The following is a 15,650-nucleotide window of genomic DNA, read 5'->3' as shown; positions in this document are numbered from 1 at the left end:
TCTCGTCGTGTGGCGCTCGTCGTGTGGTGCTTCGTGTGTCTCTCGACGTGCGCCTCCGGTCGCGTGTCTCTCGTGGTGCGTCTCCCGCCGCTCTCCCGCGGTGACACAACAAGCTTGTGCCGCACGGCCTTTGGCCGTCCAAGACCTGCCGTGATAACCCATGGGCATGACGACCGCCGATGTCCACGGCCGCGACCTGAGGTACTTCCTCGCGGTCGCCGAGGAGCTCCACTTCACCCGCGCCGCCGAGAAGCTGTACGTCTCCCAGCCCGCGCTCAGCAAACAGATACGGGCCCTGGAGCGGCAGCTCGGCGCACCCCTCTTCGACCGCGACCGGCGGGGCGTCGCCCTCACCCCGGTCGGTACGGCCCTGCTGCCGCACGCCCGCGCCGCGCTCGCCGCCTGGGAGGAGGGCCGGGAGGCGGTGCGGCGGGCGCGGGAGGCCGCGGACGGCACCCTGGTCGTCGGCATGAGCACCAGCCCCGGGCGGGGCGGGCTGCTGCCCGCGATCCGCTCCCGCTTCACCGCGGCCCACCCGGAGGCCCGGATCGCGCTGCGCCAGGTCGCCTGGGAGGACCCGACGGCGGGCCTCGCCGACGGCACCAGCGACGTCGCCTTCGTCTGGCTGCCGCTGGCCGGCGCGGACCGGTTCCGCTGGGTCGTCGTGGCCGCCGAACCCCGGCTCGTCGCGCTCCCGGCGGCCCACCCGCTGGCCGCGCGCGAGAGCCTGGACTTCGCCGACCTCCTCGACGAGCCCTTCCTCGCGCTGCCGGACACCGCCCCCGAACTCCGCGACCACTGGCTGGCCCTGGACTGCCGGGGCGGGCGCCCGCCGGTCATCGGCGGCCGGATCGCCGGCACGGACGAGACGTACGAGGCGCTCGTCGGCGGCCTCGGAATCTGCCTGGTCGCGGCCGGGAACGTCCCCCTGCTCGCCCGCGAGGGAGTCGTCGCCCGCCCGGTCCGCGGGGTCACCCCCAGCCACCTCGTTCTCGCCTGGCGGGCGGACGACTCCCGCCCCCTGGTGCGGGGTTACGCCCGCGCGGCGGCCGAACTAGGACCTGTGGAGTCCTGAACCTGGCTTGTTACAAGCGCGTGTCGGGCGCCTTAATGGGTCTTCACTCGAGCGCCGATCGACCCCAGGGGGGAAGCATGAACGGCAACGACGGCAACGAGCGCCCCGTGGTCGCAGCGCACGGCGGCAGGGACGAGCTTTTCATGATCATCAATTACGCCGCTCCGGCCCGGGCCGCCGCCCGCGACTCCGAACTCGACCGGGCCATCGCGGAGCTGCTCCCGCTCCTGGAACGGCTGCGTGACCAGCTGCCGCCCGTGATCGCGCGGACCGTCGAGCGTGCCCTGCCGAACCTCGGCGCGGACGCGGAGCCGGAGGCACGGCGCACCGCCCTGGAGCGGGTCGGCGGGGTCGCCGAGGCGGTCGGGAAGATCGGCGTGCCCGTCGTGACGGCGGTCCACCCGATCCTGGTGCTCCTCGGCGGCTGGCGGGTGCTCGGCTAGGCACCCCGCCGGACAACCCCCTAGCCACCCGCCCCCGGGAGCCGCAGGAACTCGCCGGGCTCCGCGTCGATCATCGGGAAGACGAGGAGTCGGTCCTTGCCCTCCCACCGGTCGATGACCAGGTAGCCGGAGCCGTTCTCGGGGCAGTCGGAGTGCGTGCTGCTCGCGTCCTTGACCTGCGGGCCGATGACGAGGAGGTCGCCGACGCCCGCGAGGACGGCCGAGGAGCCGCAGCTGACCACGTCCGAGGTGACCTCGCCCGCGTCGTTCACGCGCGGGAAGACGTCGCTGAAGCGGACCAGCACGGTGCCGATCGGCCCCTGGGAGACGTTCACCTCCGTGGTGAAGCGGTCGTCCTGGTCGCCGTAGATCTCCGGGGCGGGCCTGCTCCGCCAGCGGCCGAGGAAGCGGGCGGGGACGACGGCGGTGCCGGTGGGCGCCTTGCGGAAGGTGGCCTTCGCGGCGCCCGAGGTCCACTCCAGGACGTCGGGGGAGCGCAGGGTGAGGGTCTGGTGGGCGGCGGGGGTGCACCGCTGGGCGGGCACGCTGGTCGTGACGTCGGACTCGCCGTATACGACCTTGTCCTCGTCGGCCGAGACGAGCCGCGAGCGGCCCATGCACATCCGGCTCTCGGAGACCTGGACGTAGACGGCGTTCTTGGAGCCGGCCGCGCCCTGGGTGATCTCGATCCGGGTGGTCTCCCGGGGATGGTCGGCCGAACCCTGGAGCACGCCCTCCCAGGCGCCGAGGAAGCCGGCCGGGACGATCCCGGCGGGCCGGGCGGAGACGTCGCCGGTCCGGCCCGCGGCGCGGTTCTTCTGCTCGTCGCCGCCGACGCCCGGGTTGGGCCAGAAGGTGTACGTGGCGGTGGCCGCGGCAGCCACCGCGAGGGTCGCCAGGGCGACGACGAGGGCCGTCCGGCGCTTCCCGGGCCGGGCCGGGGTGCGGGCGGTCGGCGGCAGGGGAGTGGCGGGGGTCGGGTCGCCGGCGCCGAGCGCGCCCGACCCTGCTCCTGGGCCTGCGCCCGGACCGCGCCCCGCTCCCGCACCGGCCCCGATCCCGATCTCCGTCCCGGCCTCCGCCTCCAGGAGGCGGGCTGCGTGGCGGCCGAGCCGGGCGAGGACGTCCGCCGGGAGCCAGGGGTCGGCGACCGTGAGGGTCTCGACGATCTCGGTCGCCGCCGGGCGCCCTTCCGGGTCCTTGGCGAGGCAGGCCCGGATGAGGCCGGAGAGCTCGGGCGCGAGGTCCGTCAGGTCGGGCTCGTCGTGCGCGATGCGGAACATGGTCGCGTGGACCCCGCTGTCCGCCGTCCCGAAGGGGGAGCGGCCGGTCGCCGCGTAGGCGAGGACGGAGCCGAGGCAGAAGACGTCCGATGCCGGGGTGAGGCGGTCGCCGCGGACCTGCTCGGGCGACATGAAGCCGGGCGAGCCGACGACCGCGCCGGTGCTGGTCAGTCCGCCGCCGTCGGCGACGGTGTCGACGGCGCGGGCGATGCCGAAGTCGATGAGCCGGGGCCCGTCGACGGTCAGCAGCACGTTGGACGGCTTGAGGTCGCGGTGGACGAGTCCGGCGTCGTGGATGTGGACGAGGGCGCGGGCGAGACCGGAGGCCAGCGCCCGTACGGTCTCGGGCGGCAGCGGTCCGAACTCGTCGCCGACCACGGTCCGCAGCGAGGGGCCCGGTACGTAGCCGATGGCCACCCACGGGGCGCCGGCGGTGGTGTCCGAGCCGAGCACGGGCGCCGTGCCCGTGCCGCCGACCCGCTCCAGGGCGGCGACCTCCCGGGCGAACCGGCGCCGGAACTCGTCCTGGGCGGCCAGTTCCGCGTGCACCACCTTCACGGCGACCGTCCGTCCGCCGGCCGAGCGCGCCAGGAACACCCGGCCCATCCCACCGACCCCGAGACGGCCGATCAGACGGAACGGACCGATGCTGACCGGGTCTTCCGCGTTCAATGGCTCCACGGCGACGAGCATGCCAGACCGCGCGTCGGCCGTCCCCACAGACGTCAGCCGTCCCCACAGATCCGCAGCCCCTTGGGGGTGGAGCAGGGCAGATGCCCGTGGGTGAGGATGACGTCCTGGCCGCTGCCCCGGATCAGGTAGGCGAGGAAACTTGAGGTCAGGGAGTCGGCCGGCGGCCGGCCCCAGGTGTAGGCGTACTCGATCTCCCGGTACGGGTAGCTCGACTCGCCGATCTCCTCGACGACCGGCCGGCGCCCGTCGACGGCCACCCGGTGCAGCCCTTTCAGGCCGCTGCCGCTGCGGAGTTCGGTGTAGCCGATGGCGCCCGGGAGCCGGGCGACCGTCGACAGGACCTGCTCGGTGGAGTCGAGCTCGCAGCGGATCACCTTCGACGCGGGGTCGTCGAGGGTCTCGCAGTTCAGGGAGGAGTTGGCCAGCTCGTTGCGGCCGAGGACCCGGCGCTGGAAGACCTCCCGGGTGCCGGAGTTGGCGTCCCTGCTGATCAGCAGGACCGGCTGGTCGACGCCGGGCACCAGCTGCCCCCAGTTGGTGATCTCGCCCCGGTAGATGCGGCGGACCTGGTCCAGGGTGAGGTCGTCGAGGGGTATCCCGTCGTTGAGGACGAGGGAGAAGAGGGAGACGGCGACCATGCTCTCCCGCAGCTGCGGGTAGCCGCCCGGCTTCCGTCCGTCGGAGAGGGCGACGACGGCGGGGGAGCCCTTGGCGGCTTTCGCCCCTGCCCCGGCACCCGCCCCGGCCGCGGCCAGCTCCCGTATCCCGGCGGTCGAGCCGTGCGCGTCCACGTGCACCGTGGAGCCGGGGCAGTCCTTCTCGTACTTCTTCGCGAGCTCCCGCGCGACCGGCGCGAAGGCCGTCGAGCCGGTGACGGTGAGCGTGCCCGTGGCGCAGCCGATAGGCGGCGGCGTCCGCTCCCTGACGATGATCGCGGCGAGCGCGACCACACAGACGGTGAGGACGACGGTGACGGTCCGCGCGGCCCGGCTGAAGACGGGCGGCTTGTCGTCGGGGGTCGTGCTGTGGTTGACGTGGACGTGGCCCTCGGCGATGTTCCCGTCGACCGAGACCGGGCTGCCGATCGGGCCGCCGGCGAGCAGGACCAGCAGCTTGTAGTGGGCGCCGCGGTTGAGCGGGACCTTGGGCAGCAGCAGGGTGGCGGCGCCCTCGGCCGGGCCCTGCCAGCTGTCGGGGAAGTGGCTGAGCAGCCGGGGGTGGTCGGGCGCGGTCACGACGACCGCCTTCACCCGCCGCCCCGGGAACTCGACCGTGAGTCCGTGGTCGTCACCGTCGGTGTAGTGCTCGGCCCCGATCGACAGGGCGCCGTCGTTCTCGATCCGGAGCAGGACGAGGGTGGCGTCCGCCAGGTCCGGGCTCGTGTTGAAGAAACCGCGCCGCACGGCCGCGCCGGGTCCGGTCACCGCCCCGGCCACGACCCCGGCCCCGTTCGCCGTGACGTTCCCGATGGCCGTGTCCAGCTGGACGCGGTAGCCGATCCGCCGCTGGTGAGGCACCCGCCGCTCGTACCAGACGGCCCCGGTCGAGACGAGGACGCCGAGGAGCGCGGTGACCACGGCGATGAGGTTCTCAGCGGTAAGCCAGTCCACCCGCGCGACGGTACGCACGTGTGTGCGGTTCCGTGGGGTGCGTTCGCCCCCGTCACCCGGAGTTCTCCCTTCCGCCAGCCGGGCTCGGGGGCAGGCTCCCGCCCGGGCTCCGGGCGAACCCTCCCCCCGGGCCCCGCTCGGGGGCTCGCGGGCGGGTCAACAGAGGTTGCCCGGGGGTCTCGCGCGTGGGTGTAATGGCGACGAGGGGGCCTTCCGTCTGAGGAGTACCCCATGCGTGTCGTCGAAGTGACCGCCTACGGCGGACCCGAGGTCCTCAGAATGGCCCGCCGGCCCGAGCCGGAGGCCGGGGACGTCCCGGGAAGGGTGCGCGTGCGGCTCAAGGCCGCCGCCGTGAACCAGGCGGATCTGAAGATCCGCTCCGGACGGTTCGCCGCCGGTCTCGGCGATCTCGCCCCGCCGTTCGTCCTCGGATACGACTTCGCCGGCCGGCTCCTCGACCCGGCCCCCGGCCTCCCCGAGGGCACCCGGGTGGCGGGCTTCGTGCCCTGGGTGGCGGAGGGTACGGGTGAGGGCACGTACGCGGAGGTGATCCGCGCGGATCCCACCTGGCTGGCCCCGATCCCGGACGACGTGGACTTCACCACGGCGGCCTCGGTGCCGCTGTCCTCGCTGACCGCCGCGCAGGCCATCGATCTCCTCGATCTCCCCGCGGGCGCCTCGGTACTGATCACCGGCGCGGGAGGCGTACTCGGCCGGTTCGCGGTCCAGCACGCCTCGGCCGCCGGCTACCGGGTGGCCGCCGTCGCCGGGGACGAGTCCGACGTGCACCTCCTCGGCGCCGAGGTGGTCATCCCGCGCGGCGCGCCGGAGGAAGTGATCACCGGGGTGCTGGGCTTCGCCCCCGAGCGGGTCGACGGCGTCTTCGACGCCGCCCTGATCGGCGACTCGCTGCTGCCCGCCGTGAAGGACGGCGGCGCCTTCGTCTCGGCCTCCGGGGAGCGGGTGCCGATCGCGGAGCGGGACATCACCGTCCGGGTGGTCGTGGGCCACCCGGACAGCGCACGCCTCAAGGGGATGCTGGAGAAGATCGACTCGCGGGAGCTCGCCACCCGGATGGCGGACGTCCTGCCCCTGGAGGAGGCCGCCGAGGCCCACCGCCGGGCGGAGGCGGGCCACCGCCCGGGCCGCATCGTCCTGATGATCTGAGTCCGATCCGAGTGTGATCCGAGTCCGATCCGAGTGTGATCCGAGTCTGATCGACCGGGGCCCTTGGGGGGGGAGGGTCCGAGGGGCGGATGAGGACCGCGCCGGTACCTGGGGCGTGGGGGATCGTTACTGGGGCATGAACTCTTCCCAGCGCGTCCTCACCGCCCTCGCCCTCGCCGCCTCCGCCATCGGTCTCGGTGCGGGGGCCGCCGCCGCGGCCGGCGACCCTCTGGCGGGCGCGACCGGCCTGCTCGGCCCCGTCACCGGTGCCGCCAGCCAGCCCGACTCCCCCCTGGGCGCTGTCACGGACGCCGCGAACCCCGCCGCGCTCGGCGACGTCACCTCGGCCCTGCCCCTCTAGGGCCTGTCCGCGTCTCTCTCCCCCCGTTCGGCTCCGGGGCGGCAAGCCGCCGCCCCGGAGCCGTTTTTGTGGCCCAAAGCTTTCGAACGGCTGTGGCAGGATTCGAGAGAGCGGCGGTGTGTCATGTGCGCCGCCGCAGTATCCCAGGGGGGATTTTCGATGAACATCATTCGACGTCGTCGTGCGCTCAGGGGCGCGCTCGTCGCCACCGCCGTCGCTGTCGCGACGGCGACCGTGGCCGGCACGGCCTCCGCCGCCGGTGCCGGTGCCGCGGCGTACGAGACGCCCAGCTTCTCGCTGTACGGAGTCAACAAGCAGACCCGCGAACTGCACGAGTGGTACCCCGACTTCGAGGGTGGCCTCGAAGGCATGCGCATGTACGCCGACATGTCGCAGGTCGCCGATGTGATCGCCACCGACAACGACAACGACGGCTACGGCGAGGCCGAGTGGACCCTCTACAAGGACGGGACGCTCGACTTCTTCTCGATCGCCGGCGACGACCTCGACGCGAACAACGTCGGCAGGGGCTGGAACATCTACACCACGGTCCTCTCGCCCGGCAGCATCGGCGGGGCCAAGGAGGGTGACCTCATCGCCGTCGACAAGGCGGGTGTGCTGTGGAGCTACCTGTCCTACCCGGACGGTCGCCTCACCCCGCGCGTGCGGGTCGGTGGCGGCTGGAACACGTACAGCCAGATCGCCGGCCAGGGTGACCTGACCGGCGACGGCAAGGCGGACATCGTCGCCCGTGACACGACGGGTGTCCTGTGGCTCTACAAGGGCACGGGGGACTACAAGGCCCCCTTCACCGGCCGCACGAAGATCGGCTCCGGCTGGAACACGTACGACCGACTGGTGTCGATCGGTGACATCGAGCTCGACGGCAAGGTGGACCTGCTCGCCCGCAAGTCGAACGGTGACCTGTACCGGTACACCGGCACGGGCAACGCCTCGTACCCGTTCAGGCCGGCGGTCAAGATCGGTTACGGCTACCAGGGCTTCAACCTGCTGTAGCAGGAGGGGCGTTACTCGCCTCGCGTCGGCCCCGGGCCTCGGATCTCCGAGCCCGGGGCCGCTTTGTATGCAACCGGAACCCCAACCGTCACAAGTTCTGGTCTAGACCTTGACAGGTCCAGACCAATCACGCTTCGCTGTGCTTCCCCATCCGGCCCCACCCGGCCCCACCCGGAAGGAAGTACGCATGCTGCGTAAGTTGGTCACCGTGATGGCCGCGCTCTGTACGGCCGTCGGACTCGCCGTCCTTCTCCTCCCCGCCGCCTCCGCCGGTGCGGCCGCCGCCTGCGCGGCCGCATGGAACTCCTCCAGCGTCTATACGGGCGGGATGACGGCCTCGCACAACGGCCACAACTGGTCGGCCAAGTGGTGGACCCAGAACGAGACTCCCGGCACGACCGGCGAGTGGGGCGTCTGGGCCGACCAGGGCGCCTGTGGCAGCGGGCCCACCACCCCGCCCACCACCCCGCCGCCGACCGGCGGATTCGTGGTCTCCGAGGCCCAGTTCAACCAGATGTTCCCGAGCCGGAACCCCTTCTACACGTACGCGGGCCTCACCGCCGCCCTCAAGTCGTACCCCGGCTTCGCCAACACCGGCAGCGACACGGTGAAGAAGCAGGAGGCCGCGGCCTTCCTCGCGAACGTCTCCCACGAGACGGGCGGCCTCGTCCACATCGTCGAGCAGAACACGGCCAACTACCCGCACTACTGCGACTCCAACCAGCCCTACGGCTGCCCCGCCGGTCAGGCCGCCTACTACGGCCGCGGCCCCATCCAGCTCTCCTGGAACTTCAACTACAAGGCCGCCGGTGACGCCCTCGGTATCGACCTGCTGAACAACCCGTGGCGCGTCGAGCAGGATCCGGCCGTCGCCATGATGACCGGCCTCTGGTACTGGAACACCCAGAACGGCCCCGGCACGATGACCGCCCACAACGCCATGGTCAACGGCGCCGGCTTCGGCCAGACCATCTGGGCGATCAACGGCAGCCTGGAGTGCAACGGCGGCAACCCGGCCCAGGTCCAGAGCCGGGTCACCAAGTACCAGCAGTTCACCCAGATCCTGGGTGTGCCCGCAGGGGCGAACCTGTACTGCTAGTCAGTCCTGCCAGGCAACGAACGCGGTCCAGGCGGCGGGCTCCACGGTGAACGTGGGCCCGTCGCTCTGCTTCGAGTCGCGGAGGTGGACGGCGTGGGGGCAGGTGGCGACCTCTACGCAGTCACCGCCGCCGCTGTCGCTGTACGAGGACTTATGCCAGTCGAAGGCGACCTCGACGCAGTTGCCACCGCTGTCGCTGCTGTAGCTGGACTTGAACCAGTGCAGGGTCTTGCTCATGTTCCCTCTCCCGCCAGCCGCTCGATGAGGCCCAGTGAGTAGCGAGGGTCCAGGGCCTGTGCCCGGATCTTCGCATAACGCTGTGCGTACGTACTCACCTTTGCCGGGTCGCTGACCAGCACGCTCTCGTCCTGGACCTCCAGATAGACGAGCCGGGTGTGCTCGTCCGTCTCGACCACGTTCAGCTCACCGCGCGCGCCCGCGTTCTCGCCGCTCAGGCCGACGTCCAGGCGCAGGACTTGAATGGTGACGTTCTTGCGCTGCGCGCAGTCGATCAGGTGGCGGTACTGCTCCCGCATGATCGCCTCGCTGCCGAACTTCCGCAGCAACGCCGATTCGTCCAGGATGAGTTCGATGAGCCGCATCGGCTCCTTGTCGAAGATCGCCTTACGGGCGATCCGCGCCGTGACGAGCTCCTGGACCCGGTCCTCGGTGGGCGTCGGGTACCCGCCCGCCATCTGCGCCCGCGCGTACGCCTCCGTCTGGAAGAGGCCGTGCACGTTGGGCGTCGCGTACAGCTGGAGCCCCAGAGCCTTCTGTTCGATCGGGGCGTACTCCCGGAACTGCTCCGGGAGCCTTTCCAGGCGTACCAGCTCCCGCATCGCCTCGAAGACCCCGGTCCCTTCGCCCAACACCCGCTCCAACTGCACCAGCATGTCGTCGCTCACCGGTTGTGAAAGCGTCTCCATCGCGCTGATGGCTGCGCCGGTGTACCCCATCTGCGCCCCCAACTGCTCCTGAGTGAGCCCCTTCCGCAGTCGCATTTTCTTTGCCAGGCCCGCGACCATCCGCGCCGCAGGTCCTGCCGATTCCTTGTTCTCCGCTCGCGCCATTCGCGATCCCCATTCGGACTCAACCGGTCTCAACCGGTCTCAACTGCTCCCCGCCGAATTCGACTGCCCACAAGGTGCGTTGGTGCAGGTCAAGGGGTTGCCGACGCGCCCTCCGCAGTCGTGGAAAACGCTAGCCTCGGCGCGGGAACATGTCCTCGTGAATGACGAGAATCGGGAAGTAAACGCGGATTGGATTCCAGTTTCCGGATTCCAACTCCGTAAGGCCGGGGTGCAATTCGACGCCGTTCGGGTGGACGGTGACGAGGGGCGGCGGCTCGCCGACTGGATAGAGGCGCTCACCGGCGGCGACCCCGGCCCCGTCGTCATCGAGGCGAACGGGAGGCGCGGGGTCTACTTCCTCGTGGCGCCCGGGTCGACGGCGCACCGGTCGTGGCCGCGCGGGGTGACCCGGTTCAACGCGGTTCCCGCCCATGTGAGTTACGTACCCGTGCCCGCGTTGACGGGGCGGACCTGGCCGCTCGCGTGGCGGTTCCCGCCGACCGGGCCCGACCGGTTCGTCCACACGCTGCTTCTGCGGAGCGCCGTGACCGAGCTCTTCGCCGACCCGTACGCGTACACGACCGCTCGGGATCAGTGAAATTTTATTGTCGGTGCGAGGCGGCGGTATGCGCTTATTGTGCCGCTGTGACCGACTGGAACGGCATCGAAGCCGCTGACTACGCCATACCCGCCGACCGTGACCTGGAAGAACTGACAGGAGAGCTGTCCCGCGCCCTCGCGGATCCCGATCCGGGGATCCGTGACGGGGCGGCCTACTCCGTCCTCTTCACCTGGATCGAGCGCGGGGTGATCGACGGGCCCCGGCGGCTCGCGCTCGGCGACGAGATGGCGGCCCGCTTCGACGACCCGGAGATCCAGGCCCGCACCTTCGCCCCGCTCGTGCTCGACATGCTCGTGAGCCAGGGGGACTTCAGACCGGAGTGGGTGGACGCGTTGGCGCGCTGGTACCCGGCGGAGGAGGACCTGCGGGGCCACGACGAGGACCTCGGCTGGCTCCATGCGGTCGCGCACGGGGCGGACCTCCTCGGCGTGTTCGGGCGCCACGCCGAGGTGGACCCGGTGCGGATGCTGGAGCTCGCCGCCGCGCGGCTGACCGCGCCCACCGCCCACGTGTGGGACCAGTTGGAGGACGACCGGCTCGCGCGGGCCGTCGCCCGCGTCCTCACCCGCCCCGACCTGAGCGAGGACGACGCGACCGCGTGGCTCGGCGTCGTCGCCGACGAGTTCGGGGCGGACGACATCGGCGTGCCGGTCCCCGCGCACCTCTCCAACTGCCTGCGCACGCTGCGGATGCTGTACGTCCTCGCGGACCGGGGCGTGCGGATGAGCCGCGACGGCGTGCCCGTGCCGCTGCACCACGGCGAGGCGGTCAAGGCCCGCCTCGCCGAGGTGCTCGACCGGATCGTCAGGCGCTGATCACGGAGCCTCGAGGCCGGAGTAGCTCGCACTGACGGCCTCCAGCGCCCCCGAGAGCCGCTCCAGCACCCGTACCGTCTCGTCGAAGGCCTCCTGGCCGCCCAGCACCCGCGCGAGCAGGGCCGCCAGCTCCGCGTGGCCCGGTTCGATGCGGTCGATCGCCGCCCGGCCCGCCTCCGTCGGCGTGAGGAGCTTGGCGCGCCGGTGGGCCGGGTTCGGTTCGTAGGCCGCGAGCCCCTCCCGTACGAGGAGGTCCGCGATCCGCTGGACGCTCTGGCGCGTGATGCCCATGACGCGGGCGATCCCGGCGACCGGCAGCGGCTCGGGGAGCACGGCGCCGAGGACCTGCCACCAGGCGGCGGTCAGGCCGGCCGGTTCGGCCAGCTTCTCCGAGACGGCGAGGAACTGGCCGTTCAGGCGGAAGACGCCCAGGGCCGCACGGGAGAGGGCGTCCTGCTGCTGCCTGCGGCTCACGGGCTCGTCGCGGCTCACGAGTTCAGCTCGACGAAGGCCGCCGGGTCCGAGTCGTGGAAGAGGCGGTACCAGGCGTCCCGCTTGCCCTCGTACGCGCCCAGCCGGGCGAAGATCTCGCGCGCGAACGCGACCGGCTCCGTCGGGCCCGCCGTGATCAGGTCCCCTGCGGTGACGGCGTCCGCGTCGACGTAGTGCTCACCGCCCTTGTAGCCGGTGGCGGCGAGGTAGAACGAGACGGCGCTCGTGTGCGGGCGGTCGTCGAGCAGGCCCTCCTTCGCGAGGCCCGCCGTGGCGCCGCAGATCGCGGCGACCGGCACGCCGGCGTCGAGGAAGGCGCGCGCCTTGGCGGTGAAGGGGGCGAGCTCGTCGCCCTCGTCGTACTTCTCGGCGCCGGGAAGGATCAGCAGGGCGCTGTCCTCGGGTCGGAGGTCGTCGAGCGCGAGGTCGGGGACGATCCGGATTCCGGCGATCGTCGTGACGGGCTCCCCGGCGACCGGGCCGACGGTCCGGACGGTGAATCCGGCGCGGGCGAGCCAGGCCGTGGCGTGGCCCGTCTCCCAGTCGGCGAGGGTGTCGTAGACGGCGAGATGAACGGTCGTGGTGTCGGTCTCGGTTCCCATGACAGAAGACTGTCATGATGACAGTTTGCTGTCAATGAGGATGTGGCTTCCTCCGAGACTCCGTCCCGGCCTGAAGCGGGACGGAGCAAGGTGTCGCGTCCGGCCCGGTCTCGGTGGACAAGATGGCCATGGCCCGCCCCACCTGCGATTCCTTACCCTCGGCCGCATGACCCCTCATGTCGCCGCACCCGATCCCGAGGCCGGCGCGGCCGTCAAGGCCGCCGACCGCGCGCACGTCTTCCACTCCTGGTCCGCCCAGGGTCTGATCGACCCGCTCGCCGTCGCCGGCGCCGAGGGTTCGTACTTCTGGGACTACGACGGAAACCGCTACCTCGACTTCAGCAGCGGCCTCGTCTACACCAACATCGGCTACCAGCACCCCAAGGTCGTCGCCGCGATCCAGGAGCAGGCCGGGAAGCTCGCTACCTTCGCGCCCGCCTTCGCCGTCGACGTCCGCTCGGAGGCCGCACGCCTCATCGCCGAGCGCACCCCGGGCGACCTGGACAAGATCTTCTTCACCAACGGCGGTGCCGAGGCCGTCGAGAACGCCGTCCGCATGGCCCGGCTGCACACCGGCCGTTCGAAGGTGTTCTCCGCCTACCGCTCGTACCACGGCGCCACCTCCACCGCGATCAACCTGACCGGTGACCCGCGCCGCTGGCCCTCCGACACGGCCTCCGCCGGTGTCGTGCACTTCTGGGCGCCGTTCCTCTACCGCTCGCCCTTCTACTCCACCACCGAGGCGGAGGAGTGCGCGCGGGCCCTCCAGCACCTGGAGGACACGATCGCCTTCGAGGGTCCCGCGACCGTCGCCGCGATCATCCTGGAGACCGTGCCCGGCACCGCCGGCATCATGACCCCGCCGCCCGGCTACCTCGCCGGCGTGCGCGAGATCTGCGACAAGTACGGCATCGTCTTCATCCTCGACGAGGTCATGGCCGGCTTCGGCCGTACGGGCAAGTGGTTCGCCGCCGAGAACTTCGACGTCGTGCCCGACCTGATCACCTTCGCGAAGGGCGTGAACTCCGGCTACGTGCCGCTCGGCGGCGTCGCCATCAACGCCGAGATCGCCGCGACCTTCGACAAGCGGCCCTACCCGGGCGGTATGACCTACTCCGGTCACCCGCTGGCCTGCGCCGCCGCCGTCGCCACCATCCAGGTGATGGAGGACGAGAAGGTCGTCGAGAACGCGGCCCACATCGGCGAGAACGTCCTCGGCCCCGGCCTGCGCGAGCTCGCCGAGCGCCACCCGTCGGTCGGCGACGTGCGCGGCCTGGGCGTCTTCTGGGCGCTCGAACTGGTCAAGGACCGCGAGACGCGCGAGCCGCTCGTCCCGTACAACGCGGCCGGCGAGGCCGCCGCTCCGATGGCCGCCCTGGGCGCCACGATGAAGAAGAACGGCCTGTGGCCCTTCATCAACATGAACCGCGTGCACCCCGTCCCCGCCTGCAACGTCTCCGAGGCGGAGGTGAAGGAGGGCCTGGCGGCCCTTGACATCGCCCTCTCGGTGACCGACGAGTACACGGTGTGACCCGCATTCTCCGTGTGACCTGAGTGACCCGCGTGACCGCCTGACGGCGATATCGCTATACGGGGAGCTTCCCTCCGTTTGGACTAGGGTGTCCGAAGCCGGACGGAGGGGGCCGACCAATGCCCGCGAGCGGAGCTGTCACCCGCAACACCTTGCGACAGCAGATCGCGGACGCGCTGCGTGACGAGGTGCTCGCGGGCCGTCTCCAGCCGGGGCAGGAATTCACCGTCAAGCAGATCGCGGAGCAGTACGGGGTGTCGGCGACGCCCGTACGGGAAGCCCTCGTCGACCTCTGCGCGCAGGGACTCCTCGACTCCGACCAGCACCGCGGCTTCCGCGTCCACCAGTACTCGGTCGACGACTACCGGCGGATCGTCGAGGCCCGGATGCTCGTCGTCGACGGCATCTTCCGCCGCCACGCACCGCCGGCCCTGCCCCTTCCCCCCGTCCCGCCCGTGGAACCCGCCCTCGGGGTCGGCGTCGCGCTCGTCTCCATACGGCGCCGGGGCGAGGCCGCGGCCCGCGCCGCCCGCGGCGGGGACCTCGACATCCTCATCGGGTACGACATCCGCTTCTGGCGCGAGCTGGGGCGCCTGGTCGCCGCCAACGACTACATCGCCGACTTCCTGCACAGGCTCCGCGTCCAGGCCTGGGTCTTCTCCGTGCCCTACCTGCGCTCCGAGCGGGACGTGCTCGGCTGGCTGTGGAGCGGCCACGTCGACCTGGTGGACGCGCTCACCCGCAGCGACGCGGAGGCGGCCGTCGAGATCGTACGGAACTACAACACGCACTCGCTGGAGTGGGCGGACCGGCTGGAGAGCCGTACGCGGTGAAACCCGCCGGAGGGAGAGTCTCCGGCGCCGAAGGGAGATCCTTCGGGTTGAGGCGGGGCCTTCGGGGGCAGTTCCTCAGCGGGTGGGCGTCGTCGGCTGCGCCGACTACCCTGGCCGTCCCTGCAACTGACGGAGAGCGAGCCTCCCTTGGCCTGTGACCTGTGGCTGGTCCCCCTCGTCGACGTGCTGTGCCACAGCCCCGACAACCCCTTCGCCGAAGAGATAGCGGCCTACGACGCCGTGCTCAGCGCGTCCGGCCTGCCGACCGTGCCCGTCTACGCCTACATGCCGGGACTCTCCGGCGACGTGGCCCCGGTCGCGGGCTTCGACTACGTGGCCCTGCACTTCCTGCGCCGCGCCTACCTCCTCCAGATGTGCGGGCTGCCGGTCGAACCGGTCGGCGAGCTCGGCGGGGACTACGAACAGCTCCTGGAGATGTTCGAGGCGACCGCCCAGCAGTCGCACCTGGTCTGGCACTACGACCACGCGGGCGCCTACGTGCCCGTCGACTTCCCGGTGCCGCTCGCCAACGACGAGCTCCTGGAGGGAGGCGGCCCGCTCGGCTCCTCGTACGGGCTGCTGCGGGAGCTCCAGTTCGTGGCGCCCTCGATCGGCATCGACCCGATGAACCCGCCGGCGACCCCGCTGCCGCCGGAGCGGCCGACCTCCCTGGAGGAGCCGGCCGGACCGGTTCCGTACGACGACAGCCCCTTCGCGCGGGAGCGCCACGTGTGGCTGGGGCTGCACGCGGCGGCGACCCGGAGCCTCGCCCAGGGCTCGATGATCATCCTGAGCTGACCCGGCCCTCGCCGCAGGACCCCGAAAGAGGCCCTGGCGGGCCTCCGGGAGGGGCCTGGCGGACCCCCGGACGGGTGGCCCGAGCGGACCCTCGGAGGGGCCGCCCGCCCAAGCGTCCGAGCGGACCCCCGGACAGCCC

Annotated in this window: 17 protein-coding genes; 11 read left to right on the top strand and 6 right to left on the bottom strand. The window is 71.8% G+C overall.

Features of this window, described 5'->3' with window-relative positions; translation table 11 throughout:
- Positions 1-160 precede the first annotated feature (160 nt).
- Together OG361_RS18715 and OG361_RS18710 are read left to right on the top strand one after the other, a co-directional pair.
- Positions 161-1,075: a LysR family transcriptional regulator gene (locus OG361_RS18715; RefSeq protein ID WP_405855001.1), complete on the top strand. Its 915-nt coding sequence runs from the start codon at positions 161-163 to the stop codon at positions 1,073-1,075.
- Positions 1,076-1,152: 77 nt separating this feature from the next.
- The gene (locus OG361_RS18710; protein WP_405854999.1) at positions 1,153-1,518 is read left to right on the top strand and encodes a hypothetical protein; all 366 of its coding nucleotides are present in this window, start codon (positions 1,153-1,155) and stop codon (positions 1,516-1,518) included.
- A gap of 20 nt (positions 1,519-1,538) precedes the next feature.
- Here OG361_RS18710 and OG361_RS18705 read toward each other — a convergent pair whose 3' ends face one another.
- Both OG361_RS18705 and OG361_RS18700 read right to left on the bottom strand, forming a co-directional pair.
- Complete coding sequence (locus OG361_RS18705; RefSeq protein WP_405854997.1) at positions 1,539-3,482, bottom strand: serine/threonine-protein kinase; 1,944 nt, start codon at positions 3,480-3,482, stop codon at positions 1,539-1,541.
- Between the two features lie 44 nt (positions 3,483-3,526).
- On the bottom strand, positions 3,527-5,104 hold the full coding sequence (locus OG361_RS18700; protein WP_405854995.1) for a substrate-binding domain-containing protein: 1,578 nt from the start codon (positions 5,102-5,104) through the stop codon (positions 3,527-3,529).
- A 231-nt stretch (positions 5,105-5,335) separates the two neighbouring features.
- Between OG361_RS18700 and OG361_RS18695 the strand changes: the two genes are divergently transcribed.
- From OG361_RS18695 to OG361_RS18680, 4 genes are all read left to right on the top strand, one after another.
- Positions 5,336-6,271: an NADP-dependent oxidoreductase gene (locus OG361_RS18695; RefSeq protein ID WP_405854992.1), complete on the top strand. Its 936-nt coding sequence runs from the start codon at positions 5,336-5,338 to the stop codon at positions 6,269-6,271.
- 136 nt (positions 6,272-6,407) lie between these two features.
- Positions 6,408-6,632, top strand: coding sequence for a hypothetical protein (locus OG361_RS18690; protein ID WP_405854990.1), 225 nt, complete (start codon positions 6,408-6,410; stop codon positions 6,630-6,632).
- 159 nt (positions 6,633-6,791) lie between these two features.
- Entirely contained in the window at positions 6,792-7,649 is an 858-nt protein-coding gene (locus tag OG361_RS18685) for an FG-GAP repeat domain-containing protein (protein WP_405854988.1), read from the top strand.
- A 187-nt stretch (positions 7,650-7,836) separates the two neighbouring features.
- Complete coding sequence (locus OG361_RS18680) at positions 7,837-8,748, top strand: glycoside hydrolase family 19 protein (protein ID WP_405854986.1); 912 nt, start codon at positions 7,837-7,839, stop codon at positions 8,746-8,748.
- Here the strand turns inward: OG361_RS18680 and OG361_RS18675 are convergent, their stop codons facing one another.
- Entirely contained in the window at positions 8,749-8,985 is a 237-nt protein-coding gene (locus tag OG361_RS18675) for a DUF397 domain-containing protein (protein WP_405854984.1), read from the bottom strand. It lies immediately after the preceding gene.
- On the bottom strand, positions 8,982-9,818 hold the full coding sequence (locus tag OG361_RS18670; protein ID WP_405854982.1) for a helix-turn-helix transcriptional regulator: 837 nt from the start codon (positions 9,816-9,818) through the stop codon (positions 8,982-8,984). Before OG361_RS18670 ends, OG361_RS18675 begins: the two co-directional genes overlap by 4 nt.
- A gap of 157 nt (positions 9,819-9,975) precedes the next feature.
- On the opposite strand from OG361_RS18670, the gene OG361_RS18665 reads away from it, so the two are divergent.
- The gene (locus tag OG361_RS18665; protein ID WP_405854980.1) at positions 9,976-10,416 is read left to right on the top strand and encodes a hypothetical protein; all 441 of its coding nucleotides are present in this window, start codon (positions 9,976-9,978) and stop codon (positions 10,414-10,416) included.
- A 47-nt stretch (positions 10,417-10,463) separates the two neighbouring features.
- The gene (locus OG361_RS18660) at positions 10,464-11,255 is read left to right on the top strand and encodes a DUF2785 domain-containing protein (RefSeq protein ID WP_405854978.1); all 792 of its coding nucleotides are present in this window, start codon (positions 10,464-10,466) and stop codon (positions 11,253-11,255) included.
- Here OG361_RS18660 and OG361_RS18655 read toward each other — a convergent pair whose 3' ends face one another.
- Positions 11,256-11,747: a MarR family winged helix-turn-helix transcriptional regulator gene (locus tag OG361_RS18655; RefSeq protein ID WP_405854976.1), complete on the bottom strand. Its 492-nt coding sequence runs from the start codon at positions 11,745-11,747 to the stop codon at positions 11,256-11,258. It abuts the gene before it with no gap.
- Positions 11,744-12,349 (bottom strand): DJ-1/PfpI family protein, encoded by a 606-nt coding sequence (locus tag OG361_RS18650; protein ID WP_405854974.1) that lies wholly within the window; start codon positions 12,347-12,349, stop codon positions 11,744-11,746. The genes OG361_RS18655 and OG361_RS18650 overlap by 4 nt, the downstream gene beginning before the upstream one ends.
- A gap of 166 nt (positions 12,350-12,515) precedes the next feature.
- Here OG361_RS18650 and OG361_RS18645 point away from each other — a divergent pair, with 166 nt between their 5' ends.
- The 3 genes from OG361_RS18645 (at position 12,516) to OG361_RS18635 (ending at position 15,511) form a co-directional block, all read left to right on the top strand.
- On the top strand, positions 12,516-13,880 hold the full coding sequence (locus OG361_RS18645; protein WP_405854972.1) for an aspartate aminotransferase family protein: 1,365 nt from the start codon (positions 12,516-12,518) through the stop codon (positions 13,878-13,880).
- Positions 13,881-13,999: 119 nt separating this feature from the next.
- Positions 14,000-14,713, top strand: a complete 714-nt coding sequence (locus OG361_RS18640; RefSeq protein WP_405854970.1) for a GntR family transcriptional regulator — start codon at positions 14,000-14,002, stop codon at positions 14,711-14,713.
- Between the two features lie 147 nt (positions 14,714-14,860).
- Entirely contained in the window at positions 14,861-15,511 is a 651-nt protein-coding gene (locus OG361_RS18635; RefSeq protein ID WP_384563836.1) for a hypothetical protein, read from the top strand.
- The last annotated feature ends 139 nt before the right edge of the window (positions 15,512-15,650 follow it).

Origin of the sequence: Streptomyces sp. NBC_00090, assembly GCF_045160815.1 — a bacterium.
Lineage (GTDB): Bacteria > Actinomycetota > Actinomycetes > Streptomycetales > Streptomycetaceae > Streptomyces.
This window is presented reverse-complemented; position numbering and strand designations above follow the sequence as displayed.

Excerpts from the sequence above, each read along its gene's own strand:
- OG361_RS18650 (WP_405854974.1), bottom strand. The coding sequence starts at position 12,349 with ATGGGAACCGAGACCGACACCACGACCGTTCATCTCGCCGTCTACGAC.
- OG361_RS18710 (WP_405854999.1), top strand. The coding sequence starts at position 1,153 with ATGAACGGCAACGACGGCAACGAGCGCCCCGTGGTCGCAGCGCACGGC.
- OG361_RS18715 (WP_405855001.1), top strand. The coding sequence starts at position 161 with ATGGGCATGACGACCGCCGATGTCCACGGCCGCGACCTGAGGTACTTC.
- OG361_RS18690 (WP_405854990.1), top strand. The coding sequence starts at position 6,408 with ATGAACTCTTCCCAGCGCGTCCTCACCGCCCTCGCCCTCGCCGCCTCC.
- OG361_RS18640 (WP_405854970.1), top strand. The coding sequence starts at position 14,000 with ATGCCCGCGAGCGGAGCTGTCACCCGCAACACCTTGCGACAGCAGATC.
- OG361_RS18675 (WP_405854984.1), bottom strand. The coding sequence starts at position 8,985 with ATGAGCAAGACCCTGCACTGGTTCAAGTCCAGCTACAGCAGCGACAGC.
- OG361_RS18670 (WP_405854982.1), bottom strand. The coding sequence starts at position 9,818 with ATGGCGCGAGCGGAGAACAAGGAATCGGCAGGACCTGCGGCGCGGATG.
- OG361_RS18645 (WP_405854972.1), top strand. The coding sequence starts at position 12,516 with ATGACCCCTCATGTCGCCGCACCCGATCCCGAGGCCGGCGCGGCCGTC.
- OG361_RS18685 (WP_405854988.1), top strand. The coding sequence starts at position 6,792 with ATGAACATCATTCGACGTCGTCGTGCGCTCAGGGGCGCGCTCGTCGCC.
- OG361_RS18695 (WP_405854992.1), top strand. The coding sequence starts at position 5,336 with ATGCGTGTCGTCGAAGTGACCGCCTACGGCGGACCCGAGGTCCTCAGA.
- OG361_RS18680 (WP_405854986.1), top strand. The coding sequence starts at position 7,837 with ATGCTGCGTAAGTTGGTCACCGTGATGGCCGCGCTCTGTACGGCCGTC.